Consider the following 22,928-nt stretch of genomic DNA (forward strand, 5'->3'; position numbering starts at 1 on the left):
CCAACGCGAACAGGGCGTGATTCGAGAGCTCCTTACCGCGGTCCCACGTCAGGGTCTTGCGCAGTTGCTCGGGCAGCGTGGTCATCGACGCCGTGAGCGCGGCGTTCATCGCGACGGCACCGTAGCCACCGAGCGAGGGCCCGTTCTTCACATAAGGCTTCTCGCCCCAGCCGTGGATGCGGGGCAGGTGCACCAGGAGCGTCGAGCGGCTGCTGCGCTCGACGAGGGTGCCGATCGCGGACCTGCCCGCCCCGATGATAAAGTCGCCTTCCCAGTGCCCTGGGACGGCACGGTCCTCGGCTTCGGCTGGACGCTCGCTGAGGACGACGTCGACGGTGACGTGCCCCTGCGCCTTGTTCCGTGAACGAGACCTCGGCGCACGCAGCGCCCGCCCCGTGCGCAGACATGTGACTAGTTCACGCTTGAGCGCGCCACGTCCCTCGATGAACAGCGACTGATAGATGGCCTCGTGGCTGATGCGCATGGACTCATCCTCGGGGAACTCGACCTTCAGGCGTTGCGCGATCTGTTCCGGGCTCCATGCCGTCGACCACCGTCGGTCTTGACGGTGGGGCTTGTTCAGCCCCTTCCACGGCGGCGTCGTGGGGCCTGGCACGATCGTGCCGTCGGGCCGACGAATCGCACCGGCGAGCCGGTCTTGCACGTACGTGCGCAACCGCTCGTTGCCCGCCAGCTTCGCCGTCTTGGGTCGCTTGGCGGCCTGCTGCGCCTTCCACTGCGCCACCACGGCCCGATAGACCAGCTTGCCGCTCCTGGTGGCTGCGTTGCGGCGCAGCTCGCGCGAGACGGTCCCGGGATCGCGACCGATCTCCCGAGCGATCTCCCGCACGCCCTTGTCCCCTGCCTTGAGCAGCGCAATCTCCTCGCGTTCGGCGAACGACAAATACCGACCGGTGGGCTCGTTCAGACTCAGCGGTGTCATCCCGCCAGCGTGGCGGAACCATCGGATCCCGACCGGCGCCGACACGCCGACCCTCTCAGCGGCCTGGACCGTCGTGATCCCCGTCGCGACCAGCCGCCAGAACTCCCGCTGCACAGCGCGCGACGGCTCGGGCCGGCCCGGTGAGCGCATCGGCGCCCGCATCGCCCTGTCCGCGGCCCACTGCCGTCTCGCCCCAGCCGGCGCCTCCGGCATTGGTTTCCTCGGTCGTCCCATCGGACACCTCCGTGATCGAGGTGTTGCGACGACCAGTTGAATCCGCCTTGGCTACCGGCGTCGGTGTGGTGGACCAGCCCGCGCAGGTCGCTGATGCCGTCACGGTTGCGGGTCCAGATCGCGTGCTCGAGACAGTCCATCACAAGTTCGGTGTTCATGCGTGTCGCTGCGCGCCAACCGACGATGCGCCGGGAGAACACGTCGAACACGAACGCGACATAGACCGTTCCGGACCAGGTTGCGACATAGGTGAAGTCGGCGACCCAGAGCCGGTTCGGTGCTGGTGCGGTGAAGTCTCGTTCGACCAGGTCAGCCGCGCGCAGCGCGCCAGGATCGCTGGTCGTGGTGCGCACTCGCCGGCCGCGTCGTGCGCCACTCCAGCCCTGAGCGCTCATGAGGCGCTCGATAGTGCACCGGGCCACCTCGTGACCGCAGGCCCGCAGATACAGCCACATCTTGCGGGCACCGAACCTGGCCCGAAACCGATGCTCGCGTGCCTCGCCGATCAGCTCAAGGACCCCCGCGTCCCGCAACGTGCGTCTGGAAGGCGCCCGGCTGCGGGCCTCGTAGTAGGTGGACGGAGCGATCGGGACCGCGTGCTCGGTGAGCACCCGGCAGATCGGCTCGACTCCGTAAAGGTCGCGATGCTGATCGATGAACTCGATCAATACCGATGTGGGCGGTCGAGCTCCGCCGCGAAGAAAGCCGATGCGCTCTTGAGAATCTGGTTCGCTCGCTCGAGCTCGGAGACCTTCTTCTTCCGCTCGCGGATCTCTGCCAGCTCTTCGGTGGTTCTGCCCGGCCGAGTGCCCTGATCGATCTCCGCGCGCCGCACCCATTTGCGCAGCGTCTCCGGTGAACCGATCCCCAGCTGCCGGGCGATCGTGCGGATCGCTTCGAACTCCGAGGGGTACTCGCCCTGCGCGACCGACTCCATCACCACGCGTACAGCGCGCTCACGAAGCTCTCTGGGGTACTTGCTGGGACGTGCCATGACTTCATCCTCTTCCAACTAATGAAGTCTCCGGACATCCCGGGGCGGTTCAAGTCGCAGTCGAGCCAGCCGCCCGTGGTGGCATTGTCGCAGTGGAGGCAGGGCGCGGGCGGGAGTCACCGGCCGGTGGCAGCGCGAAGACCGGCGGCCGAGCTCTCGCGGGTCTTCGCTCTGCGCAGTCCAGACGTACGAGAGGCAGATCATGTACCAAACGCTGACTCTGACCCAGGCGGCGCGGTGAGAGCCCAAAGGACACCGGAGGACGACATGGGCCAGGAGGACTTCCACGCCATCTTCGAGCACACCGCTCCGCAACTGCTCCAGCTGGCCTACGACTACGTCGACCATGACGAGCGGGTGGATGCGATATGGGTAGTCAGCACCCAGGAGCAGGGCGTGGGGGTTACCGCCGCCTTCTACCGGATCGACGGGCGTCCGGTGCACCACGCCGAGGTGCCCCTGCTGTTACCGCAGGTCTCGAAGGACGACCACGCCACCTTCCTGGAGGAGCTCAGCGACCTGAGTTGGGCGTTCGCCGAGGTGGATGACGCCGACATGCCGACGCGGATGGTGATCCGTCTCGACGTGGCCGGGGACGCCATGGAGGCAGACTTCTCCTACGAACGGGTTGCACCTGTCGAGGACGAGATGGACGATGCCACCATCATGGATCAGTGGTTCAACCGGCTGCGAGATACCGGAAACGACTCCGCCACCACTCCTCTATAGAGCACGTAGCCAACCGCCGAGACAACCGCTTGCTCTTCGAGTACAACGCGCCCGGGTGGTTTGGCAGAGACACGTTAGATGGACTCCGACAGCAGTGAATCCTCGCTCGAGCCCGTGGGTGTGCGCCATCGCCACCGCAGGCGATGGCACCTGCGGCACCGTCGACGTCGAGGTGAGTTCCGATGGCACAACCCTCTGGATCACCGGCCTGACGAACAGACCGCGGGTGGACGCCCACGGTGTCAACGGTGTTGCCGGACGTTGGGCTCAGTAGTGGTAGCGAGCCTGAAGGATCACCAGGTCTTCGTCGTCGACGAGGTAGACGAGCCTGTGTTCGTCGGTGATGCGCCGCGACCATGATCCCCGCGCCCCGTACTTGAGCTGCTCGGGCTTGCCGATGCCGGAGAACGGCTCGCGGAGGCATGCGTCGATCAGGGCGTTGATCCGCTTGAGGATTCTACGGTCGGCCGTCCGCCAGTGCTTGTAGTCCTCCCACGCGGACTCGTCCCAGACCAGTCGCACTCAGGCGTCCTCGACGGGATCGTCGCTGCGGTCGAGCTCGTGAACCTCCGTCTTGCCCGCGGTGGCACGCTCGTAAGCGTCGAGCAGCCGGCGGGCGTTGGCCGGCGAGCGGAACAGGTAGGCGGTCTCCTGCCAGGCCGCATACTCATCGGCCGGCATCAGCACAGCGTTGCCCTTCCGCGAGACGATTTCGACGGCAGTGCGGTCGTTATTCACCCGCTCGATGAGCGGGAACAATGTCTTGCGGGCCTCGCTCGCGCTGATCGACATAGCGGTTCCCTTCACTGCTTGATCGACTTGTACGCGATCATGGTACCACTAGGCGCCGGCCTGCCCCTGCTCGCCGAAGAGGTGCTGAAGACACGCGCCACCAGCGCTTGCGCCCTAGGGAGCGGCTCCTCCCCGGCCACCACGGCCAAGTTAGGAACCAGGCCCTCGACTTCACCCTCTCGGGCGGGGGTGCCGGGGCGCTACGCTGGGGCTCAGTCTTTCTATAGAAAGAGGAGCACCATGACCGGCGAGCACTCCGCGGCGTACGCCGCCCGTCCCTGGCTCGCGCTGTACGACGAGGGCGTCAGCGCGGAGACCGCGATCGAGTTCACCAGCGGCCTGGACATGCTGCAGCAGGCGGTGCGCCGCTCCCCGGACCGCGCGGCGCTGTACTACCTCGACCGGCCGATGACGTTCGCCGAGCTCGACCGGCACAGCGACGCGTTCGCGGTGGCGCTGCACAGCGAGCACGGCGTCACCCGCGGTGACCGGGTGATGCTGCAGCTGCAGAACATGCCGGCGTTCCTGATCGCGCAGTACGCCGCGTGGAAGCTCGGCGCCATCGTCGTCCCGGTCAACCCGATGTTCAAGACCGACGAGTTGCTGAAGCTCGCGAGTGATGCGCAGCCGAAGGTGCTGGTCCAGCTGGACTCGCTGTACGACGCGCTGCACGAGCCGATCGAGGCCCTGGGCACCGCCATCGTGACGGCATCGGGGCTCGACTACTGCAACGAGTGGCCGACCGACCGGCTGGGCGAGATGCCGCGGCTCGAGCCGGACTCCGCGGGCGACCTCGGGCAGCTGTGCACGCAGTACGCCGGCCGTCAGCCGGAGCCGGTCACCCTGAGCCCGGACGACACCGCCTACCTCGTCTACACCTCCGGGACGACCGGGCCGCCGAAGGGCGCGATGAACCTTCATCGCGCGGTGGTGTTCAACTCCGAGAACTATCGCGCGTACTGCCACCTCGACGAGACCGACGTCTGCCTGGCCATCGCCCCGCTGTTCCACGTCACGGGGCTGATCGCGCACGTCGGCGTCTGCGCACTGCTGGGCATGCCGATGGCTCTCGGCTACCGGTTCGACCCGGTCGTGATGTGCCGGCTCATCGAGCGGTACCGCTGCACCTGGGTGATGGGATCGATCACGGCGTACATCTCGATCCTCAACGAGCCGAGCACGGCGGACTTCGACCTGTCGACGCTGAGCAAGTTGTGGAGCGGCGGCCAGGCCGTGTCGCCCGCGACCGTCGACCAGCTCGAGGGCCGCCTCGGCGCCTACGTGCACAACCTCTACGGGCTGACCGAGACCACGTCCGAGTCGCACGCCGTCCCCGCCGCGCGCAAGGCGCCGATCGACCCGAAGAGCGGCGCGCTGTCGGTGGGCCCGCCGGTCCCCGGATTCGAGTGCCGAGTGACCGACGAGGACGGCGTGGACGTCGCCGTCGGCGAAGTCGGCGAGATCGTGATGCGCTCCCCCGCGGTGGTCCCCGGCTACTGGAACAAGCCCGAGGAGTCGGCCAAGGCGATCCGCGACGGCTGGCTGCACACCGGGGACGTCGGCTTCATGGACGCCGACGGCTGGTTCTACATCGTCGACCGGATGAAGGACCTGATCGTCGCCTCCGGGTTCAAGATCTGGCCCCGCGAGGTCGAGGAGGTGCTCTACAAGCACCCCGCCGTCCGCGAGGCCGCGGTCATCGGCGTACCGGACGACTACCGTGGCGAGACCGTCGCAGCGTTCGTCAGCCTCAAGCCGGGCACCAGCGCGACCCCGGAGGAGCTCCAGGCGTTCTGCAAGGAGCGGCTCGCGGCCTACAAGTACCCGCGCACCGTCGAGATCATCGACGAGGTGCCCAAGAACGCCAGCGGCAAGATCATGCGGCGCGAGCTGCGTCGATGACCGCACCCGTCCCGCGCCCTCCGGCGTTCGTGCGCGAGGACGGGGCGCGGCTCAGCCCGCAGATCGGCCAGTGGCTGCGCGAGCGGATCCTCTCCGGGCACTTCGCGCCGCACGAGAAGCTCAAGCCCGAGCACCTCGCGGAGATCTTCGGGGCCAGCGCGACGCCGGTCCGTGAGGCGCTGATGACACTGCACGGCGAGGGTCTGGTGAGCCTCGCCCCCGGCCGCGGCTTCGCCGTCCAGCAGCTGACCCAGCAGGACATCGAGGACGTGCTGTCCGCGCACGCGCACTTCGCGGCGATGCTCGCCGAGCGCGCCGCGCGGACGCTCGAGGACGCAGACATCCACCGGCTGCGCGAGATCCAGGCGCGGATCGTCTCCTCCGGCGCCGCGGGCGACCTGCTCGGCCTCGAGCGGCTCGACGACGAGTTCCACCGCGTCATCAACCGGGCGGCCGGCTCGGCGCGCCTCAAGTGGCTCTACAGCACCACCTTCCGGTTCGTGCCGAACCGGCTGTTCGACGAGATCGACGGGTTCGCCGAGGCCGCGATCGAGGACCACGTGCTGGTCATCAAGGGCCTGGTCAACCGCAATCCCGAGGCCACCGCCGCGGCGATGCGCGCGCACTGGCTCAACGTCGGGACGATGCTCGTGCGGCACATGCGCGCGCACGGGACGCTCGCGGACTGACGGCGAACTGCACACCGGCCCTACAGTGCCCTGTGGTTGGCTAGCGGCATGACCTCACAGCGCAAGCTCCGTATCGGTGTCCAGCTCCAGCCGCAGCACGCCGAGTACGCCCAGATCCGCGACGCCGTCCAGCGCGCGGAGGACCTCGGCGTCGACGTCGCCTTCAACTGGGACCACTTCTATCCGCTGTACGGCGAGCCCGAGGGCAAGCATTTCGAGTGCTGGACGATGCTGGCCGCGTGGGCCGAGCAGACGTCGCGCGTCGAGATCGGCGCGCTGGTCACCTGCAACTCCTACCGCAAGCCGCAGCTGCTGGCCGACATGGCGCGCACCGTCGACCACATCTCCGACGGCCGGCTGATCCTCGGCATGGGCTCGGGCTGGTTCGAGAAGGACTACGACGAGTACGGCTACGACTTCAAGACCGCCGGCAAGCGCCTCGACGACCTGCGCGACTCGCTGCCGCTGGTCAAGGAGCGCCTCGGGAAGCTGAACCCGGCGCCGACCCGCGCCATCCCGGTACTGATCGGCGGCGGCGGCGAAAAGAAGACCCTCAAGCTCGTCGCGCAGTACGCCGACATCTGGCACACCTTCGTCGGCGGCAGCGAGCTCGACCACAAGCTCGAGGTGCTGAAGAAGCACTGCGCAAACGTGGGCCGCGACTTCGCCGAGATCGAGATCTCGGCCGGCGTCGGCGGCCGCGGACGCGACGGCAAGCAGCCGCGGACCCCGGAGGACGAGGGCCAGGCGCTGGTCGACCAGGGTGTCACGCTGCTCACCGTCGGCGTCGGCGGACCGGACTACGACCTGTCGATGGTCGAGAAGTACGTCGCGTGGCGTGACCAGCTGAGCGCCTGAACCACCACTTCCCGCCGGCACGCGGGCAGCCCGCCCGGCCACGCACTACGGGACCATCCAGGCAGCGCGCCCTGCTGCACACCGCACCGCTATCCAAGGAGAGACATGGCTGATACGACCGACTACCGCCCGAGCCCGACCGGCTGGGTCCGCGACCAGGTCGAGAAGATCGAGGCCGCCGGCACCACCGACGCCGCCGACATCCAGGGGATGTCCGTCGTCCTGCTCACGATGATCGGCCGCAAGTCGGGCGACACCCTCAAGGTGCCGCTGATGCGCGTCGAGCACGACGGCGTGTGGGCCGCCGTGGCCAGCAAGGGCGGCGCTCCGCAGCACCCGCAGTGGTACTACAACCTGACCGCGCACCCGGACATCACGCTGCAGGACGGCACCGAAACGTACGACGTCCGGGCCCGCCTCATCGACGGCGACGAGCGCGCCGAGTGGTGGGAGCGGTGCGTCGCGGCGTTCCCGCCGTACGCCGAGTACCAGACGAAGACCGACCGGCAGATCCCGGTGTTCCTGCTCGAGAAGCGCTAGCAGCCGACCTTCTGCGGGGCAGCCAGTGACGGTATCGGGCCGATAGCGTCGCCGGCTGCCCCGCAGATCCGGCGGCCAGGCTCAGACGATCAGCAGCGCGAGGTTGATCCCGGTGATCAGCACCGCGCAGATCGCCGCGAGCACCAGCACGACGGGGTGGTTGCGCATCGCGCCCATCACGCGCGTGCTGCTGGTCAGGTGGATCAGCGGGATGAGCGCGAACGGCAGGCACAGCGACAGCCCGACCTGGCTCAGCACGAGCGCCTGCGTCGGGTTCGAGGCGAGCGCGATGATGACCAGGGACGGCGCGATGGTCACCGCGCGCCGCAGCCAGACGTTGAGCCGCCGCCCGAGGAAGTCGGCCATCACGGTCTGTCCGCTGTAGACGCCGGTGCAGGCCGAGGCGAGCGCCGCCGCGAGCAGCGCGACACCGAACACGACGTCCAGGCCGCCGAGCGTGCCGAGGTGCGCGGCGGCGGTGTCCAGCGCCTGGCCGGCGGCGGTCGGGATCGTCGCCGCGGTCAGCAGGATCGCCACGTTCACGAACCCGGCGACGGTCATCGCGGCGCCGATGTCGCGCCGGACGCCGGCCAGCGTCTTGGGCACGTTCATCCGCGCCTCGTCGGCGTCGGCGTGCTCCTTCGACAGGGTGGAGTGCAGGAACAGCGCGTGCGGCATGACGGTCGCGCCGATGATGCCGGCCGCCAGCAGCACGCTTCCCGCGCCGTCGAGCCGCGGCACCAGCCCGTCCACGGCGTCCGCGCCGACACCGACGCGCGCCAGCATCACGACGTACGCGACGACGACGGCGAACAGCAGCCCGATGGTGAACGCGGTGAACACCTGCTTGCCGCGCATCCGCAGGGCGATGATGCCGACGGAGCTCAGCGCCACGATCAGCGCGCCGACCAGCAGCGGTACGCCGAACAGCAGGTTCAGCGCGATCGCCCCGCCGATGAACTCTGCCAGGTCGGTCAGCACCACGATGATCTCGGCGATCGCCCAGAGCGCCCAGGAGACCGGCCGCGGGTATCGGCGGCGTACCTCGGCGGCCAGCGAGTGACCGGTGGCGAGGCCGAGCTTGGCGGCCAGGTACTGCACGAACGCGCCGACGATGCAGGCGCCGACGACCACCCACAGCAGGAGGTAGCCGTGCGTGGAGCCGGCCACCATGTTGGTGGCCACGTTGCCGGGGTCGATGAACGCGGTCGCCACGACGAAGGCCGGGCCGAGCACGAACAGCTGGCGGACGCGAGAGCGCTGCAGCATGCCGCTCACCTCCTGCCGCCGCGAGTATGTGTCGAAAGACTAGTGCCCACCCACGGCGCGCTTCACGTCAGTGTGGTGACCCCAACTCGGCCTTTTTAGTTGATGCTTCAATAAAAATGGGGGTACTCTGGGAGGCATGAACACCAGCCCGCTCATGCCTGTCGTCTACCTCGGCCACGGAGCCCCGCCGCTGGCCGACGACGCCGTCTGGACCTCCGAGCTCGCCTCGTGGTCCAAGGACCTCCCCCACCCCAAGGCGATCCTCGTCGTCTCGGCGCACTGGGAGGCCGCCCCCGTCACCCTCGGGGCCACCCGCACCGTCCCGCTCACCTACGACTTCTGGGGCTTCCCGCAGAAGTACTACGAGGTGCAGTACAACGCACCCGGCGCGCCGGCGCTGGCCGCCGAGGTCACCAAGCTGCTCGGCGAGGTCGCGCACGACGAGGCCCGCGGTCTCGATCACGGTGCGTACGTCCCGCTGGTCGAGATGTACCCCGACGCGGACATCCCGGTGCTGCAGCTGTCGATGCCGACGCTCGCCCCCGCCCAGCTGTTCGAGCTCGGCCGCAAGCTGGCGCCGCTGCGCGAGCAGGGCGTGCTGATCATGGGCAGTGGCTTCGTCACGCACAACCTGCGGCTGATCCAGTTCGGGCACGGCGGTCCCGCCGACCAGCGCCCTTCCTGGTCGCTGGACTTCGACGAGTGGACGACGCGCGCGATGGCCTCCGGGGACGTCGACAGCCTGCTCGACTTCATGCACAAGGCCCCGGCCGCCCAGCTGGCGCACCCGCGCACCGAGCACTTCGCGCCGATCTTCGTCTCCATGGGCGCGGCGTACGGCGCGGAAGGGCGCACCTTCCAGGCCGACTCGGTGATCGACGGCTACTGGTACGGCCTGGCGAAGCGGTCCTTCCAGATCGCCTAGTCGCGCGGACGGGCATAGTGGACCCGTGCAGCAGCTCACCGAGACGGTCATTCGGCTCGCTGCGGACGACGGACGGTTCGCGCGCGGCGAGGACTACGTGCGCTATGTCCGGGGACTGCAGACCTCGGAGCGCACGGCGAGCGCCACGATCCAGGCCAAGCGGGTGTACGTCGTGCACCTCGACTGGACCGGGTCGAGGCTGACCGGCACGTGTACTTGCTGGGACGAGCCCGACGGGCTGTGCAAGCACCAAGTCGCCGTCGCGCTGGCCGTCGTGGAGAACGCGCCGCCGGACAACCATGGGCAGCCCGCCGAGTTGGCCGACTTCGTGCGGCGGTTGCCCGCCGACGAGCTCGCCACCCTGCTGCTCGACATCGCGGGTGACCACGAGGACGTGCACCGTCGGCTGACCATCCGGATGGCCACCGCGACCGGCAACCCGAACGATGCCGCAAAGGAGCTCGAGTCGAGTGCCTCGCGGGCTCTCTCGATCCGAGGATTCATCGACTACCGCCGATCCTTCGAGGTGGCCGCGGCCGCGGCGACGCTGCTCCGCGAGCTCGAGACGACATTCCGCGCGGCCGGATCGGCCGTCGTCCAACCCGCTCTGCTGCGCACATTGGGACGGCTGCGATCGATCGTCCAGCGCGCGGACGACTCCGGCGGTGCGATCGGAGATGCCGAGCAGCACGCCTACGATCTGTACGTCCGGGCCTGCCGGCAGGGCCCCGTCGACGCGAAGAAGCTGGCCCGATGGCTGGTCAAGTACCAGATCGAGTCGCCCGGCTGGCCGGATGCTCGGTTGGCGCACTTCAGCGAGGCGCTCGGTGAACCCGGGCTGGCGACCTACCGCGCAGAGCTGCGCAAGCGGTCGGCATCCACCGCGCGTCGGCCGGCCCATCCCGATCGTCCGTGGCAGCGCGACCACGACCGCGACACGCTCGACGACCTGCTGATCGACCTGGCGCGACACGACGGTGACGTGGAAGAGCTGCTGCGGCTGCTGGACGACCCGGAGAGCCCACGGCCGGCGGAGGCGATCCGCGTGTTGTTCGCAGCGGGGCGCGCCGCGGACGCAGAGACACGCCTGGACGGCTGGCTCGGCGCGTCACCGAAGCCCCGCGACCGGCCGATGTCGTTCGGCCGCGACCGCGCGCTAAATGCTGGCGAGATCATTGCGATGCTCGAGTCGTTCGGGCGGCACGACGACGCGCTCGAGCACGCCCGGCAGGTCTTCCGGTTCAGCCCGGGTGCGGACACGTTCGCGGCGCTGCTGGACGTCGCACGTCCCGAGGAGCGGGAGGAGCAGCGAGCGTGGGCGCTCGCCGCAGCGACCGAGAAGTGTCGCGCACTCGGTGATGCGCGACCGCTGGTGCTCGTTCATCTCGCGGACGGCGACGGCGACGCGGCCTGGACGGCCGCGCACGAGTTCGGGTCGACGCAATGCTGGCCGGAATTGGTGAGCGGGACGTCGGAAACCCATCCGGCGCAGTGTGCGATGGCGCTGACCATCGCCACGGAGCCCCTGCTTCAGGTCGCCGGCAGTGCGCAGTACCAGGAGATCGCCGCACTGCTCACCCGCGCCAGACCGTTGTACGCGGCGGCCGGGCGGACCGAGGAGCTTCGCGAGTACCTGCGGCAGATCCGCACCGAGCATGCGCGCCGTCCCTTGTTCATCTCGGAGCTGAACCGCGCGGCTCTCGACCCGGACACCCTCTGACGGCGGCTCCCGGCGTCTCGACGTCGCTACGCCTATCGGCTCCGCTCGCTCGACGACCGTTGCATGCGCTCGACGACCGTGTGGGAGGCCGACACCATCCATACCCGGACGCACATGGGCGCGGGGCGACCTTTCCACGGTCGCGGGGTGACCTTCCCACGGTCGTCGAGCGAGGGCGAGGAACGAGCCCGACGTCGAGACGCCGCAACCACGCCGGCTCACCGACGGTGGTCTCCGGCGGGCGTGGAAGGCTAGGTGAGCAGGCCGGGGAACGGGGAGTCGGCGCCGGCCTTCCAGTGCTGCACGCGGACCGCCTTGCCGACCTCGGTGCGCGGCAACCCGCCCGGCTCGGCGAGCACCACCTTGCACGACACGCCGAGGCGGTCCTTCAGCTCGTGCTGCAGCCGCGCCAGCAGCTCGGGGACCTGGCCGCTGGGCACGTCCTGCGTCGGCTCGGTGACCGCGATCATCGACGGCATCGTGCCACGCTCGTCGATGACCAGGGTGTACGCCGTGGACACCCGGTCGTCGGCCAGCAGGACCGCCTCGATCTCGCTCGGGAACACGTTCACGCCGCGGATGATCAGCATGTCGTCGGCGCGGCCGACGATGCGGGACATCGTGGTGAAGGTGCGGCCGTTCGGGTCCTCCACGCGCTGCAGCGAGGCCAGGTCGCCGGTGCGGTAGCGCACCACCGGCGTCGCCTCCTTCGTCAGCGTCGTGAAGACCAGCTCGCCGACCTCGCCCTCGGCGACCGGCTTGCCGGTGGCCGGGTCGATGCACTCGGGCAGGAAGTGGTCCTCGTTGATGAAGAGGTAGCCGGGGCTCTCGGGGGTCTCGAAGGCGACGCCGGGCCCGCCGAGCTCGCACATCCCGTAGATGTCCATCGCCTTGATGCCCAGCCCCTTCTCCAGGGACGCCCGCATGCCCTCGCTCCACGGCTCGGCGCCGAACACGCCGGCCTTCAGCGAGTTGTCCGCGGGATCGATGCCGTGCTTGGCCATCGCGTCGGCGATCGCGGCGGCGTACGACGGCGTGCACAGCAGGACCTCGGGCCGCAGGTCCTCGATGAGGGTCACCTGCCGCTGGGTCATGCCGCCCGAGATCGGGACGGTGCACGCCCCGAGGTGCTCGATCCCCTGGTGCAGGCCGAGGCCGCCGGTGAACAGGCCGTAGCCGTAGGCGTTGTGCACGAACGTGCCGGCGCGAGCGCCCGCCGCGTCGAGCACCCGGGCGTTCGCGCGGCCGAGGATGTCGAGGTCGGTCGCGGTGTACGCGACGATGGTCGGGCGACCCGACGTACCGGACGTCGCGTGGATGCGCCGCACCTCGCTGCGGTCGACGCACAGCATGCCGAGCGGGTAGTACTCGCGCATCTGGGCCTTCGCGACGGTCGGCAGCTCGTTGAGGTTCTCGAGCGTGACCTCCTGCGGATCGACCCCGGCGAGCTGCTCGCGGTGCTGCGGCGACGCGTCGCGCACCCGCGCCAGCAGGGCGCGCAGCCTGTCCTGCTGCAGCTGCCGCAGCTGCTCGACGGGCATCGTCTGGGCGTCGCGGTCGAACATCTCGGTGGTGGGCTCGGCCATGCTGGTTCCTTCTTGCCGGTGGAGAGTCGTTACTGGCGGCTGTCGCCGTCGGTGCGGCGTCGCAGCCCGTCGAGGACCAGCGCGACGACGTGGTCCTCGATGACCTGAGGGGTGAGGGCGCCGCCGGGGCGGTACCACTCGACGAGGGAGTTGACGGTGCCGAAGACCAGCCGGGTCATCAGCGCCGGGTCGATGCCGTCGGAGAGCTCGCCGGCGTCCGCCGCGGCCTGCAGCAGGACGGCGACCCGCCCGTCGAAGGCGCGGCGCGCCTCGATCGCGCGCCGCTCGGTCGCGGAGTTGCCGCGCACCCGCAGGAACAAGGTGATGGTCTCGACGTCCTTCAGCAGCGCCGCCGTCGTGCGCCGGACGACGGTCTCGACCGCGTCGATCGGGCGGGCGTGGGTCGCGAGCGCCTCCTCGGCGGGCAGCAGCGCGTCGTCGAGCGCCCGCGCCGCATGATCGAGCGCCTGCCCGAGCAACGCCTCCTTGCCGGAGACGTGGTGGTAGATCGAGGACTTCGTGATACCGGCGGCGGCGGCGATCGCATCCATCGACGTGCCGTCGTACCCGCGGTCGTTGAAGGTGCGGATGGCGACCCGCAGCAACGACTTGGCGTCGTGCTGGCGGCGGCGGGTGGCTGGCTTCGTCACGAGTCCTCTTCGGCAATCCACCGACCGTTCGGTCGGTTAACGTTGCAGTCTGCCCTACCGGGCCGCAAAGATCCAGACTGTCTCGGGAGGTAATCCGTCGCTACGCTCGGGTCATTCGACCAGCACCCGATAGGAGCCACCGTGAGCAATTCCTTCTTCGCCGTGTACAAGATGCCCGATGACCCTGCCGCGTTCGACGAGGCCTACAAGGGCCACACCGCCATCGTCGAGAAGCTGCCGGGAATGACCGAGCTGCGGGTCAACAAGGTCGTCAACCAGGTGGCCGGCGAGCCGAAGCTGTACCTCATCACCGAGATGGCCTTCGGCTCGGTCGAGGATCTGCAGGCGGCGCTCGCGTCCGACCCGGGCAAGGAGTCCGCGGCGGACCTGCAGAGCTGGGGCGGCGACAAGCTGATCTCGATGCTCGTCACCGAGCGCCTGCAGTAGACCCGATACGTCTCGACGGCCGAGGACGCCCCACGGGGTGTCCTCGGCCGTCATCGTGGCGGAGCGGTCGCCGTCAGCCCTGGGGCAGCGCGTCGAAGGACTTCTTGGTCTCCTCGTACCAGGCCATGCCGCCGGCCGGGTCGGCCCAGCGGGCCGACATCGCGTCGGCCGCCTCCTGGTGCGCGGCGTCGCCACCGCCGACCGCCTCCTTCAGGTGCGCGTCCTGCGCCTTGATGACGTCGTCCGCAGTCTCGCCGCGGTGCTCGAGGTCGCACGGTCCGCCGAGCTGATTGCAGGTCATGGTCTTCATGGTGGTTTCCTCTCTTGGCTGCTTTTCCTGGTTGACGATTCCCGGGGCACGAGTGTGACAGCCTGGCGCGCGTGATGTGGCACAGGTAACTTCTACAAGGATCCGCACGGCAGGCGACGGGGAGGCGTGATGAGTGACGGCGTGGTGCTCACCGACGAGATGAGGGCCCTGATCGGGCAGACCCACGAGTGGACGTACGAGGTCACGACGACCGGCGTCCGGGGGTTCGCCCGCGGCGTCGGATACGCCGATCGCACCTACTACGACGAAGCCGCGGCCGACTCGGCCGGTTACCAGGCGCTGCCCGCGCCGCCCTGCTACCTGGGCACTCCGGTCTACCTCCCCGGGGAGGTCGACGAGACGTTCTCGGTGCCGGCGGTCGTCAGCCCCGCCCCGCAGCAGTTCGGGCTGCAGAACGTCCTCGACGGCGGCACCGAGACGGTGTACGACCGTCCGCTGCTGGCCGGTGACGTGCTGACCGCGACCCACCAGATCGCCGACGCCACGCCGAAGCAGAGCAAGGCACTCGGGCCGATGCTGGTCGTGTCGACGCAGTCGGACTACCGGGACGCCGACGGCCGGCACGTCGCGACCCAGCGGTCGCAGGTCATCTTCTACTGATCCGGGAGGACGAACCGATGAGCTTCGAGATCGCGGTCGGCGACCGCCTGCCCACGCTGACCAAGAGCCCCGACCGCGAGGCGCTGGTGAAGTACGCCGCCGGCGGCGGCGACTTCAACCCCCTGCACTTCGACGCGGACTTCCCGCAGACGAAGCTGACCGGCGGCAACATCGTGCACGGCCGGCTGAAGTACGCGGCGATGGGCCAGTGCGTGTCGGACTGGCTCGCGCACCGCGGCTGGATCCGCTCGATCAGCGCGCAATACCGCGGGATGGATCTCGTCTCGACCACCTTCACCTGCGAGGGCGAGGTCACCGACGTCCGCGAGGAGGACGGGTCGCAGGTCGCGACCGTGCGGCTGTGGACCGCCGACGCGAACGGCAACCAGACCACGGTCGGCCAGGCCGAGGTCGTCGTCCCCACCTGAGCCGAGCGCTACCCCACGGTCGTCGAGCGAACCCCCCCCCGGTCGTCGTCCCCCACGGTCGAGCGACCACGGTCGTCGCCCCCCCCACACGGTCGTCGAGCCCCCCACGGTCGTCGAGCGAGCGAGGAACGAGCGACGTCGAGACGACGCAAGTCGACAGCGCATCGCACCGCGTCTCGACGTCGCCTCCGCTAACGCTCCGGCTCGCTCGACGACCGTGGAAGGCGGTCCGGCTCGCTCGACGACCGTGGAAGGCGGTCCGGCTCGCTCGACGACCGTGGAAGGCGGTCCGGCTCGCTCGACCACCCGATGGTCACCGCGTCTCGACGTCGCCTCCGCTAGCGCTCCGGCTCGCTCGACGACCGTGGAAGGCGCTCCGGCTCGCTCGACGACCGTGCAGCCGCGCCGGTGCGGCGTTCCAGGCCGGTCAGCACCTCGGGCTCTGCCCGGAACCGGATCCCGGCGACGCGGCCGCGCGCGACCGTGAAGTCGAAGGCGACCCTCGGCTCGCCGCGGTAGAACCATGCGGCGCCCGGGCGTCCCTCGATCAGCACCGGAAGCGCGGACTGCGCGGCGCCGTCGAACATCGCGGCGACGGCATCGCGGCCGGCGAGCCGCTGCGGCGTCCCGGCAGCGACCGCATCCGGGTCCGCGCTGATCACGACGTCCGGCGCCAGCAGGTGCAGCAGCTGCGCGAAGTTGCCGGCGCGGCTGGCCGCGAGGAAGGCGTCGACGACCTCCCAGTCCGCCGGTGACTCCGCCGGTGCCTGGCGAACCACCTTCGCTCGCGCCCGCGACGCGAGCTTGCGGGCAGCGGGGGGTGTCGTGCCGAGCACTGCCGCGACGGTCGGGAACTCGACGCCGAAGGTGTCGTGCAGGACGAACGCGACCCGTTCGGCGGGCGTCAGGTGATCGAGGACGACCTGCAGCGCGACACCGACGGAGTCAGCCAGCGCGACCTCGTCCGCCGGGTCGGCCTCGCTCGCCTCGCGATCGCGCGCGTCGAGATCATCCGTCGGCTCGGGCACGCGCGCACGCAGCCGGTCGAGGCACAGCCGCGTGGTCACGGTCGTGAGCCACGCGGGCAGCGACGCTATGTCGGTCGTGGACTGCTCCAGCCGCAACCACGCCTGCTGGACGACGTCCTGCGCCTCGTGCGCGTCGCTGAGGATCCCGGCAGCGATCCGGGCGGCCGGGGCCGCTCGGCCTCGAAGCGGGCCGCCAGGTCCATCGCGCGCTCGTCGGGCGTCGCCATCGCGCTGATCAGCCTCGGCGCCGGGCGGGCAGGTCGTCGTCGCGCACGGCGCAGTCGTCGTCGAGCAGGGAGTCGTAGTTGAGCACCGCGCCATCACCGCCATGCAGCCGACCCTCGTCTCGCAGTGCGCCATCACCGTCGCGCGGCCGGTCGTCGTCGCGCACGGCGCCGTTGTCCAGCAGGGAGTCGTAGTCGAGCAGCGCGGCATCCTCACCGAGCAGCCCGCCGTCCTCGTCCAGCGCGAAGACGCCGTCCGCGATCACCGGCGACTGCTCACTCCCTGCTCCGGCGCCGCGCTTCTTCTCGCGAGCCCGGAAGCAGGCGACCAGCGCCCACGCGAGGACCGCCATGACCGCGCCCGCGGCGATCAGGAACCCGAGCACGAGCGCGACGGTGAGCAGCACTTCTGGAGGCATCGCCCCATTGTTGCCGATGCCCGGCGCTCGCGCGATCATCGTCCCGGGTCCGCGGCGCGAGCCACGCAGTACATTCCAGTCATGCCCGCGACCCATGACGTCCTCAACCAGGCCGAGCCGCTCGTCGAGTACGACGCGGCGGCGATCGACACGCCGCTGCAGGACGCCGTGCGCCGGCTCGCCGACGACGCGACCGCCGATTCGCTGTCGTCGATCGGGCGGCGGCTCGGCGACCCGCACGTCCAGCAGTGGGGCATCGACGCCAACGCCTACCCGCCCGTACTGCGGACCCACGACCGGTACGGCAACCGGATCAACGAGGTCGACTTCCACCCGGCCTGGCACCACCTGATGGACGTCGCCGTCACCGAGGGCCTGCACGGCGCACCGTGGGTCAGCGACGGCCCGGCGCCGCACCTGCGGCGCGCGGCCGGCTTCTACGTGTGGAGCCAGAACGAGGCGGGGCACGGCTGCCCCATCTCGATGACCTACGCGATCGTGCCGGCGCTGCGGGCGAACGACGAGCTGGCGCGTCAGTACGAGCCGGGACTCACGTCATCGGTCTACGAGCCCGGCCTGCGCGACCCCGCCCTGAAGCAGGGCCTGCTGGCCGGCATGGGGATGACCGAGAAGCAAGGCGGCTCGGACGTGCGCGCGAACACCACCCGCGCCGTCGCCGCCGAGGACGGCAGCTGGCGGATCACCGGCCACAAGTGGTTCACGAGCGCGCCGATGTGCGACCTGTTCCTGATCCTCGCGCAGGTGGACGGCGCCGGGGTGTCGTGCTTCCTCGTGCCGCGGGTGCTGCCCGGCGGCGAGCGCAACGTCTTCAACCTGCAGCGCCTGAAGGACAAGCTCGGCAACAAGAGCAACGCCTCCAGCGAGGTGGAGTTCGACCAGACCGTCGGCTGGCTGGTCGGGGACGCCGGCCGCGGCGTGCAGACGATCATCGAGATGGTCTCGATGACCCGCCTCGACTGCGTCATCGGATCCACCGCCTGCCAGCGCGCGGCCCTCGTGCAGGCCGTGCACCACGCCCGGCATCGCAAGGCCTTCGGCGCCACGCTGTCCCAGCAGCCGCTGATGCAGGAGGTGCTGGCCGACGTCGCCCTCGAGGTCGAGGCGGCCACCGCGCTGATGACGCGCCTCGCCGCGGCGGTCGACCGCGGCGAGCACGAGTTCTCCCGGCTGGCGGTCGCCGCCGGCAAGTTCTGGGTGTGCAAACGGGCGCCGCACGTCGTGGCCGAGGCGCTGGAGTGCCTGGGCGGCAACGGCTACGTCGAGGAGTCCGGGATGCCCCGGCTGTTCCGCGAGTCGCCGCTGAACTCCATCTGGGAGGGCTCGGGCAACGTCATCTCGCTGGACGTCCTGCGGGCGATGGGCCGCGAGCCGGAGTCGGTCTCGGCGGTCACCAAGGAACTGGCGCTGGCCGCCGGCGCCGACCGTCGGCTCGATGCCCACCTGGAGCGCTTGCAGCTCTCGCTGCAGGAGGCGACGCCGCGCACCGCGCGGCGGGTGGCGCAGGACCTCGCGCTCGGCCTGCAGGGCGCGCTGCTGGTGCAGCATGCCCCGGCGTACGTCGCGGACGCGTTCTGCGCGACGCGGCTGGACGGCGACTGGGGACACGTCTTCGGCACCCTGCCGGCGTCCGTCGACGCGGCCGCGATCATCGAGCGCGCCTTCCCGTCCTGACCACCGCCGCAACGCTCAGCTGTCCGGCGGCGGCTCCGGCTTTCCGAGCGAGGTGGGGGCTGGGCGGAAGCGAAGCGACGTAAAGGCCCGCCGCCGGTACCAATGACGCGAGCCGACCACCCCGGCGCCGGGCCCAGTCGCGGAGCGCGCGCAGCCACCGCCGAACGGTCGAGGAGAGGTGGCTGATCGGCGGCGGTCCGGGCTTTCTGAGTGAGGTGGGGGCTGGGCGGAAGCGAAGCGACGTAAAGGCCCGCCGCCGGAACCAACGGCGCGAGCCGACCACCCCGGCGCCGGGCCCAGTCGCGGAGCCCGCGCAGCCACCGCCGAACGGTCGAGGTTCCGGACTGGGCGGCGAAGCGACGTGAAGGTCCACCGCCGAACGGTCCGCGCCCCGACCAGCCTGAGGCCTTGGCCGCTTCTCAGGGCGCTCGCGCTGATCGCCATTACCCTGGTGGGGTGATCACGACGTACGCCGCATCATCCTTTCTGCCCGACTGGCTCAATCCCGAGGTGCTCATCCCGGCGATGGGCCCCTGGGTGGTGCTCGGCCTCTGCGCGATCCTGTTCGCCGAGTGCGGGCTGCTGCTCGGCTTCTTCCTGCCCGGTGACACGTTGCTGTTCTTCGCCGGCATCTTCCACGCCAGCGGCGCGATCAAGACCCCGCTGTGGCTGCTGATGGTCTACATGATCGCCGCGGCGTTCGTCGGCAACCTCGTCGGCTACTGGATCGGGCACAAGGCCGGCCCGGCGGTGTTCAGCAAGCCGAGCGCCAAGTACCTCAAGCCGGAGTACCTGGAGAAGTCGCACGCGATGTTCGAGCGCTGGGGCAAGCCGGCCGTCGTGCTCAGCCGGTTCGTGCCGGTGGTCCGCACCGTCGCGCCGCCGATGGCCGGCGCGTCCCGGATGAACGCCAAGATCTACACGCTGTACTCGTTCGTCGGCGGCGTCCTGTGGATCGTCCTCGTCACCATGCTCGGCATCTGGCTCGGTGACGTCCCGCTGATCCGCGACCACCTCGACCTGGTCATCGTCGCCGCGGTCGTCGTCGTGGTGCTGTTCAGCGCCGGGCCGGCGATCTGGCACATGATCGAGCGCCGTCGCGCCCGCGCGTCGATGACGCCGGAGCAGCTGGCCGCCGAGGACGCTGCCCGCCGCGATGCGGCCACCGTCGAGGCGCCCGACGAGCTCGACGGGTACGACCCCGAGAAGCGACAGCCGCCCACGGCGCGATAGCGCGAGGCGCTTAGCCGGCGTCCACCGGCGTCCAGGTCGCGTGCTTCGGCTGGACGCCGTCCCCCGACGATCGGCCCCGCAGGTGGCGCCACACCCACGGCGCGACGTGCTGCCGGTAGTACGCCGCCTGCTCGCGGGCCCCGCGGCGGGTCTCGACCTGCGGGTGCGGACGTAGCCAGTCCGCCGGCGGCTCGTACCCGAGATGGGCGAGCAGCCGTGCGGCGACGCGCCGGTGCCCGTCGGCGTTCAGGTGCAGCCGGTCCGCCGACCAGTACGGGCCTCGGGCGAGCTCGGCATCCCCGAAGTTGTCGACCATCTCCACGCCGTGCCGGTCGGTCAGCTCGCGCACGATGCGGGTGAGCTCGACGCCGGCGGCGTTGACCCGGCTCCCGAACGGCAGGTGCCGGCTGGGGTCGGCCCCGCTGAGCACCACGAGCCGCACGCCGGCCGCCTGCGCGCGGGTGATGACCCGCTCCGTCAACGCGGTGAGCCGCTGCGGGTCGTACGACGGCCGCAGCAGATCGTTGCCGCCACCGTTGAAGGTCAGCAGGTCCGGGCCGAGCGCGAGGGCCGCGTCGAGCTGCACGGTCGCGATCGGCTCGAGCAGCCGCCCCCGGATGGCCAGGTTGACGTATTCCACGGGGCGCCGCGCCGCTATCTGCTGCGCCGTCAGGTCGGCCCACCCTCGTGGACGCCCGTCGGCGAGCTCGTCGCCGATTCCTTCGGTGAAGCTGTCGCCGATCGCGGCGAAGCGCAGTACCCCAGACACAACCCGGCACAGTACGCCCGGCTCGAGGACGAAGCGCACCGCGGTGCGGCAGACTTGGCGCATGACCGCCCCGCGCGAACACCGCCGCATGCGCTTCGGCTGGCTGCTCGAAGCAGGGGTGCTGCTGGTCTTCGCGAGCCCGATCCTGTGGGCGCTCTCTGCCGCCGCCGGCCTGCCGCCGGCGATCACCGCGACGTTCATGTGGCTCACCGTGGCGCTCGTCGTCGTGGTGCTGGCGTCGATGACCGCGCTGCCGTTCCTCACCCGCTCCCATCGTCGGGGCTGGGGCGCCTACGCCACGGGCGCGGGGCGATCCGGGGACGCGGTGTACCTCGGCTCCGACCCGGGGCTCGCGACCGACCTCCACCGGTTCCCGACGTACCCCTTCGATGCCGGAGAGGGCGGCGAGGTGACCGACGTGCTGCGGACGACGTCCGGCGACGTGTCGATCGCGACCTTCACCTACCGCCGAGCCGGCGCGCGTGGCTGGCGGTCGCTCGCCGGGGCCGCCGACACCTTCCAGATCGTGCTCGCCGAGCTCCCGGTGGCGCTGCCGTACCTGGCGGTGCGGGCGGCTGCGGAGCTGGGCAACGCACTGCCGGCCGGCACCGGCGTCCGGCTCGAGTACGGCGAGTTCAACCGGCGCTACCGCATCGCGACGTACGACGGCTCGAGCGTGGCCCGCAAGTACGCCGTCGACGTGCTCACCCCGAGGACCGCGCAGCGGCTGCTCTCCGTCGAGCCGAAGGACATCACCATCTACGGGCGGTATGTCGTGTGCACCGGCCACTTCCCCGGTCCGCCGCGCACCGCCGTCCGGCTGCTCGAGTCGTACGGCGCGGTGCTGGCCGAGCTGGTCGACCGGATCCCGGGACACGTCTACGCGACCTACGGCGGGATGGTCGAGCGGCCTCGCGGCCTGCTCGACCTCTAGCCGACGCTGCACTGACGCGGCGCCGGCGAGGCCCGGGCCGCCGGCGGCGGGTGCGCTCCAGCGGCGGTCGCGGCGGGAGGCTCCCGTGACGGTCGCGACAGCGGGCCGACCTACCATCTCGGTGCCGCCCTCGTGCGCGCGTTCTCTGGTAGACCAGAGCGGGAACCAACGGGAGGACCCTCGTACATGACCACGCAGCGCGGGCAGCGGCGCACGATCTCCGGCGGCGACGTGGCGGCCCTGGTGGCGGCCTTCGCCGGCGCCTTCCTGATCAGCGCGGGCCTCTCCGGCGACCGCACGGGCCTGACGACCCTGCTGATCGTGCTCGGCATCGCGTTGCTGCTGGGCACCGCCGTCCTGGCGGTCCGCTCGCTGCGCGACCGCACGGCCGAGCTGGCCGACCGCCAGCGGTGGGAGTCGTTCGAGGAGTCCCTCGAGGACGGCGTGCGCTTCGACGTCCCAGAAGGAATGGGCTACGCCCCCGAGCTGCCGGCGTTGCTCGACGACATGAGCGACATCGGCGAGCCGTCGGACGGCCGGGCGCGGCGGGCGATCGTCGGCGAGCTCGGCGAGATCCACTGGTGCGCGTTCCAGCACGAGCGCCCCGACGGCACGTCGACCGTCGGCATGGTGGGGCTGCGTCCCGATCGGCACGCCGACCGCTACCCGCGGCTGCGCGTGATCGTCAAGGACGCCGACGCGGCGCAGTTCGACGAGCGGTACGACGTCCTGGCCGACGACGACGCCTTCGCCGGGCAGGCCCTCAACGACGAGGCGCGCGCCGAGCTGATGCGCGCCGCCGCCTTCGACTGGCGGCTCGAGGGCAACCAGATGATCACCACCCTGCAGCGGCCGAGCACGCCGGAAGAGCAGATCGCGTTCATCGAGGACCGCGTCGAGCCCCTGGCCCGCGTCGCGGCGCTCATCCCGCTGGACGCCTGACCCGCGCCTGACCTCGGCCGGCGCCACGGCACGAGGTCCCCGTCCCGTTG

The 22,928-nt window shown here is 70.4% G+C and carries 25 protein-coding genes, 1 pseudogene and 1 other annotated feature; of the genes and pseudogenes, 14 read left to right on the plus strand and 12 right to left on the minus strand.

What is annotated here, in order from left to right; genetic code table 11:
• From F8A92_RS12985 to F8A92_RS19115, 3 genes and pseudogenes are all read right to left on the minus strand, one after another.
• The coding region (locus tag F8A92_RS12985; protein ID WP_456064330.1) for an IS30 family transposase at positions 1–1,156 on the minus strand (1,156 nt) is incomplete at its 3' end.
• 29 nt (positions 1,157–1,185) lie between these two features.
• Positions 1,186–1,887: pseudogene (locus tag F8A92_RS19385) on the minus strand (IS3 family transposase); the annotation flags it as partial.
• Positions 1,756–1,884 (minus strand) — a sequence feature (AL1L pseudoknot). It overlaps the preceding pseudogene by 129 nt.
• Entirely contained in the window at positions 1,842–2,171 is a 330-nt protein-coding gene (locus tag F8A92_RS19115; protein WP_153505593.1) for a transposase, read from the minus strand. The gene F8A92_RS19115 and the pseudogene F8A92_RS19385, both read right to left, overlap by 46 nt.
• A 267-nt stretch (positions 2,172–2,438) precedes the next feature.
• On the opposite strand from F8A92_RS19115, the gene F8A92_RS13000 reads away from it, so the two are divergent.
• On the plus strand, positions 2,439–2,900 hold the full coding sequence (locus tag F8A92_RS13000) for a hypothetical protein (protein ID WP_153505594.1): 462 nt from the start codon (positions 2,439–2,441) through the stop codon (positions 2,898–2,900).
• Between the two features lie 267 nt (positions 2,901–3,167).
• Here F8A92_RS13000 and F8A92_RS13005 read toward each other — a convergent pair whose 3' ends face one another.
• Together F8A92_RS13005 and F8A92_RS13010 are read right to left on the minus strand one after the other, a co-directional pair.
• Positions 3,168–3,422 (minus strand): Txe/YoeB family addiction module toxin, encoded by a 255-nt coding sequence (locus F8A92_RS13005; RefSeq protein WP_153505595.1) that lies wholly within the window; start codon positions 3,420–3,422, stop codon positions 3,168–3,170.
• Positions 3,423–3,692: a type II toxin-antitoxin system Phd/YefM family antitoxin gene (locus tag F8A92_RS13010; RefSeq protein WP_153505596.1), complete on the minus strand. Its 270-nt coding sequence runs from the start codon at positions 3,690–3,692 to the stop codon at positions 3,423–3,425.
• A gap of 240 nt (positions 3,693–3,932) precedes the next feature.
• On the opposite strand from F8A92_RS13010, the gene F8A92_RS13015 reads away from it, so the two are divergent.
• The 4 genes from F8A92_RS13015 (at position 3,933) to F8A92_RS13030 (ending at position 7,681) form a co-directional block, all read left to right on the plus strand.
• Positions 3,933–5,594 (plus strand): class I adenylate-forming enzyme family protein, encoded by a 1,662-nt coding sequence (locus tag F8A92_RS13015; RefSeq protein WP_153505597.1) that lies wholly within the window; start codon positions 3,933–3,935, stop codon positions 5,592–5,594.
• Positions 5,591–6,283, plus strand: a complete 693-nt coding sequence (locus F8A92_RS13020) for a GntR family transcriptional regulator (protein WP_153505598.1) — start codon at positions 5,591–5,593, stop codon at positions 6,281–6,283. The genes F8A92_RS13015 and F8A92_RS13020 overlap by 4 nt, the downstream gene beginning before the upstream one ends.
• Positions 6,284–6,331: 48 nt before the next feature.
• A complete protein-coding gene (locus tag F8A92_RS13025; protein WP_153505599.1) occupies positions 6,332–7,141 on the plus strand; it encodes an LLM class F420-dependent oxidoreductase in 810 nt (269 codons plus the stop codon).
• Between the two features lie 105 nt (positions 7,142–7,246).
• Positions 7,247–7,681, plus strand: coding sequence for a nitroreductase family deazaflavin-dependent oxidoreductase (locus F8A92_RS13030; RefSeq protein ID WP_153505600.1), 435 nt, complete (start codon positions 7,247–7,249; stop codon positions 7,679–7,681).
• Between the two features lie 81 nt (positions 7,682–7,762).
• On the opposite strand, the gene F8A92_RS13035 is transcribed toward F8A92_RS13030, so the two are convergent.
• Positions 7,763–8,950, minus strand: a complete 1,188-nt coding sequence (locus tag F8A92_RS13035) for an Nramp family divalent metal transporter (protein WP_153505601.1) — start codon at positions 8,948–8,950, stop codon at positions 7,763–7,765.
• Between the two features lie 136 nt (positions 8,951–9,086).
• Here F8A92_RS13035 and F8A92_RS13040 point away from each other — a divergent pair, with 136 nt between their 5' ends.
• Positions 9,087–9,875, plus strand: coding sequence for a dioxygenase family protein (locus F8A92_RS13040; RefSeq protein ID WP_228389431.1), 789 nt, complete (start codon positions 9,087–9,089; stop codon positions 9,873–9,875).
• Between the two features lie 25 nt (positions 9,876–9,900).
• Complete coding sequence (locus F8A92_RS13045; protein WP_153505602.1) at positions 9,901–11,595, plus strand: SWIM zinc finger family protein; 1,695 nt, start codon at positions 9,901–9,903, stop codon at positions 11,593–11,595.
• Between the two features lie 251 nt (positions 11,596–11,846).
• Here F8A92_RS13045 and F8A92_RS13050 read toward each other — a convergent pair whose 3' ends face one another.
• Both F8A92_RS13050 and F8A92_RS13055 read right to left on the minus strand, forming a co-directional pair.
• On the minus strand, positions 11,847–13,181 hold the full coding sequence (locus tag F8A92_RS13050) for a phenylacetate--CoA ligase family protein (protein WP_228389432.1): 1,335 nt from the start codon (positions 13,179–13,181) through the stop codon (positions 11,847–11,849).
• A gap of 29 nt (positions 13,182–13,210) precedes the next feature.
• A complete protein-coding gene (locus F8A92_RS13055; RefSeq protein WP_228389433.1) occupies positions 13,211–13,831 on the minus strand; it encodes a TetR/AcrR family transcriptional regulator in 621 nt (206 codons plus the stop codon).
• 141 nt (positions 13,832–13,972) lie between these two features.
• Here F8A92_RS13055 and F8A92_RS13060 point away from each other — a divergent pair, with 141 nt between their 5' ends.
• Positions 13,973–14,278, plus strand: coding sequence for an EthD family reductase (locus tag F8A92_RS13060; RefSeq protein ID WP_153505604.1), 306 nt, complete (start codon positions 13,973–13,975; stop codon positions 14,276–14,278).
• Positions 14,279–14,351: 73 nt separating this feature from the next.
• Here F8A92_RS13060 and F8A92_RS13065 read toward each other — a convergent pair whose 3' ends face one another.
• Positions 14,352–14,588: a hypothetical protein gene (locus F8A92_RS13065; RefSeq protein WP_153505605.1), complete on the minus strand. Its 237-nt coding sequence runs from the start codon at positions 14,586–14,588 to the stop codon at positions 14,352–14,354.
• Positions 14,589–14,717: 129 nt separating this feature from the next.
• Between F8A92_RS13065 and F8A92_RS13070 the strand changes: the two genes are divergently transcribed.
• Entirely contained in the window at positions 14,718–15,209 is a 492-nt protein-coding gene (locus F8A92_RS13070) for an FAS1-like dehydratase domain-containing protein (protein ID WP_153505606.1), read from the plus strand.
• 17 nt (positions 15,210–15,226) lie between these two features.
• Entirely contained in the window at positions 15,227–15,637 is a 411-nt protein-coding gene (locus F8A92_RS13075) for a MaoC/PaaZ C-terminal domain-containing protein (protein ID WP_153505607.1), read from the plus strand.
• 338 nt (positions 15,638–15,975) lie between these two features.
• On the opposite strand, the gene F8A92_RS13080 is transcribed toward F8A92_RS13075, so the two are convergent.
• Both F8A92_RS13080 and F8A92_RS13085 read right to left on the minus strand, forming a co-directional pair.
• A complete protein-coding gene (locus F8A92_RS13080; protein WP_323368438.1) occupies positions 15,976–16,995 on the minus strand; it encodes a sigma-70 family RNA polymerase sigma factor in 1,020 nt (339 codons plus the stop codon).
• The gene (locus F8A92_RS13085) at positions 16,901–17,308 is read right to left on the minus strand and encodes a hypothetical protein (RefSeq protein ID WP_153505608.1); all 408 of its coding nucleotides are present in this window, start codon (positions 17,306–17,308) and stop codon (positions 16,901–16,903) included. The genes F8A92_RS13080 and F8A92_RS13085 overlap by 95 nt, the downstream gene beginning before the upstream one ends.
• A gap of 81 nt (positions 17,309–17,389) precedes the next feature.
• On the opposite strand from F8A92_RS13085, the gene F8A92_RS13090 reads away from it, so the two are divergent.
• The gene (locus F8A92_RS13090; protein WP_153505609.1) at positions 17,390–19,000 is read left to right on the plus strand and encodes an acyl-CoA dehydrogenase family protein; all 1,611 of its coding nucleotides are present in this window, start codon (positions 17,390–17,392) and stop codon (positions 18,998–19,000) included.
• A 456-nt stretch (positions 19,001–19,456) separates the two neighbouring features.
• Entirely contained in the window at positions 19,457–20,233 is a 777-nt protein-coding gene (locus F8A92_RS13095) for a DedA family protein (RefSeq protein WP_153505610.1), read from the plus strand.
• 10 nt (positions 20,234–20,243) lie between these two features.
• Here F8A92_RS13095 and F8A92_RS13100 read toward each other — a convergent pair whose 3' ends face one another.
• Positions 20,244–21,002, minus strand: coding sequence for an SGNH/GDSL hydrolase family protein (locus F8A92_RS13100; RefSeq protein WP_228389434.1), 759 nt, complete (start codon positions 21,000–21,002; stop codon positions 20,244–20,246).
• Positions 21,003–21,063: 61 nt separating this feature from the next.
• Here F8A92_RS13100 and F8A92_RS13105 point away from each other — a divergent pair, with 61 nt between their 5' ends.
• Together F8A92_RS13105 and F8A92_RS13110 are read left to right on the plus strand one after the other, a co-directional pair.
• On the plus strand, positions 21,064–21,936 hold the full coding sequence (locus F8A92_RS13105) for a hypothetical protein (protein WP_153505612.1): 873 nt from the start codon (positions 21,064–21,066) through the stop codon (positions 21,934–21,936).
• Positions 21,937–22,122: 186 nt separating this feature from the next.
• Entirely contained in the window at positions 22,123–22,878 is a 756-nt protein-coding gene (locus tag F8A92_RS13110; RefSeq protein ID WP_153505613.1) for a hypothetical protein, read from the plus strand.
• Positions 22,879–22,928: the final 50 nt, after the last annotated feature.

Source organism: Cumulibacter manganitolerans, assembly GCF_009602465.1.
GTDB classification, from domain to species: domain Bacteria; phylum Actinomycetota; class Actinomycetes; order Mycobacteriales; family Antricoccaceae; genus Cumulibacter; species Cumulibacter manganitolerans.

Excerpts from the sequence above, each read along its gene's own strand:
- F8A92_RS13110 (WP_153505613.1), top strand. The coding sequence starts at position 22,123 with ATGACCACGCAGCGCGGGCAGCGGCGCACGATCTCCGGCGGCGACGTG.
- F8A92_RS13050 (WP_228389432.1), bottom strand. The coding sequence starts at position 13,181 with ATGGCCGAGCCCACCACCGAGATGTTCGACCGCGACGCCCAGACGATG.
- F8A92_RS13075 (WP_153505607.1), top strand. The coding sequence starts at position 15,227 with ATGAGCTTCGAGATCGCGGTCGGCGACCGCCTGCCCACGCTGACCAAG.
- F8A92_RS13035 (WP_153505601.1), bottom strand. The coding sequence starts at position 8,950 with ATGCTGCAGCGCTCTCGCGTCCGCCAGCTGTTCGTGCTCGGCCCGGCC.
- F8A92_RS13020 (WP_153505598.1), top strand. The coding sequence starts at position 5,591 with ATGACCGCACCCGTCCCGCGCCCTCCGGCGTTCGTGCGCGAGGACGGG.
- F8A92_RS13000 (WP_153505594.1), top strand. The coding sequence starts at position 2,439 with ATGGGCCAGGAGGACTTCCACGCCATCTTCGAGCACACCGCTCCGCAA.
- F8A92_RS13105 (WP_153505612.1), top strand. The coding sequence starts at position 21,064 with ATGACCGCCCCGCGCGAACACCGCCGCATGCGCTTCGGCTGGCTGCTC.
- F8A92_RS13030 (WP_153505600.1), top strand. The coding sequence starts at position 7,247 with ATGGCTGATACGACCGACTACCGCCCGAGCCCGACCGGCTGGGTCCGC.
- F8A92_RS13010 (WP_153505596.1), bottom strand. The coding sequence starts at position 3,692 with ATGTCGATCAGCGCGAGCGAGGCCCGCAAGACATTGTTCCCGCTCATC.
- F8A92_RS13085 (WP_153505608.1), bottom strand. The coding sequence starts at position 17,308 with ATGCCTCCAGAAGTGCTGCTCACCGTCGCGCTCGTGCTCGGGTTCCTG.
- F8A92_RS19115 (WP_153505593.1), bottom strand. The coding sequence starts at position 2,171 with ATGGCACGTCCCAGCAAGTACCCCAGAGAGCTTCGTGAGCGCGCTGTA.
- F8A92_RS13015 (WP_153505597.1), top strand. The coding sequence starts at position 3,933 with ATGACCGGCGAGCACTCCGCGGCGTACGCCGCCCGTCCCTGGCTCGCG.
- F8A92_RS13065 (WP_153505605.1), bottom strand. The coding sequence starts at position 14,588 with ATGAAGACCATGACCTGCAATCAGCTCGGCGGACCGTGCGACCTCGAG.
- F8A92_RS13090 (WP_153505609.1), top strand. The coding sequence starts at position 17,390 with ATGCCCGCGACCCATGACGTCCTCAACCAGGCCGAGCCGCTCGTCGAG.
- F8A92_RS13025 (WP_153505599.1), top strand. The coding sequence starts at position 6,332 with ATGACCTCACAGCGCAAGCTCCGTATCGGTGTCCAGCTCCAGCCGCAG.
- F8A92_RS13040 (WP_228389431.1), top strand. The coding sequence starts at position 9,087 with ATGAACACCAGCCCGCTCATGCCTGTCGTCTACCTCGGCCACGGAGCC.
- F8A92_RS13080 (WP_323368438.1), bottom strand. The coding sequence starts at position 16,995 with ATGGCGGTGATGGCGCGGTGCTCAACTACGACTCCCTGCTCGACGACG.
- F8A92_RS13070 (WP_153505606.1), top strand. The coding sequence starts at position 14,718 with ATGAGTGACGGCGTGGTGCTCACCGACGAGATGAGGGCCCTGATCGGG.